Raw genomic sequence first — 336 nt, 5'->3', positions numbered from 1 at the left:
AGTATTAATCTCAGCACCAGCTACTGGTGACTTAAAAACAATCGTATTCAACACTAACCACCAAGAGTTAGACGGTTCTGAAACAGTTGTTTCAGGTGCTTCATGTACTACAAACTCATTAGCACCAGTTGCTAAAGTTTTAAACGATGACTTTGGTTTAGTTGAAGGTTTAATGACTACAATTCACGCTTACACAGGTGATCAAAATACACAAGACGCACCTCACAGAAAAGGTGACAAACGTCGTGCTCGTGCAGCGGCAGAAAACATCATCCCTAACTCAACAGGTGCTGCTAAAGCTATCGGTAAAGTTATTCCTGAAATCGATGGTAAATT

General features: G+C 40.2%; 1 pseudogene. It reads left to right on the top strand.

Annotation, left to right across the window (positions count from 1 at the left end):
* Positions 1-336 (top strand): annotated as a pseudogene (locus F1003_RS18520) (type I glyceraldehyde-3-phosphate dehydrogenase); the annotation flags it as partial.

It is taken from the genome of Winogradskyella ouciana, from assembly GCF_009709615.1.
GTDB lineage: Bacteria > Bacteroidota > Bacteroidia > Flavobacteriales > Flavobacteriaceae > Winogradskyella > Winogradskyella ouciana.
This window is presented reverse-complemented; position numbering and strand designations above follow the sequence as displayed.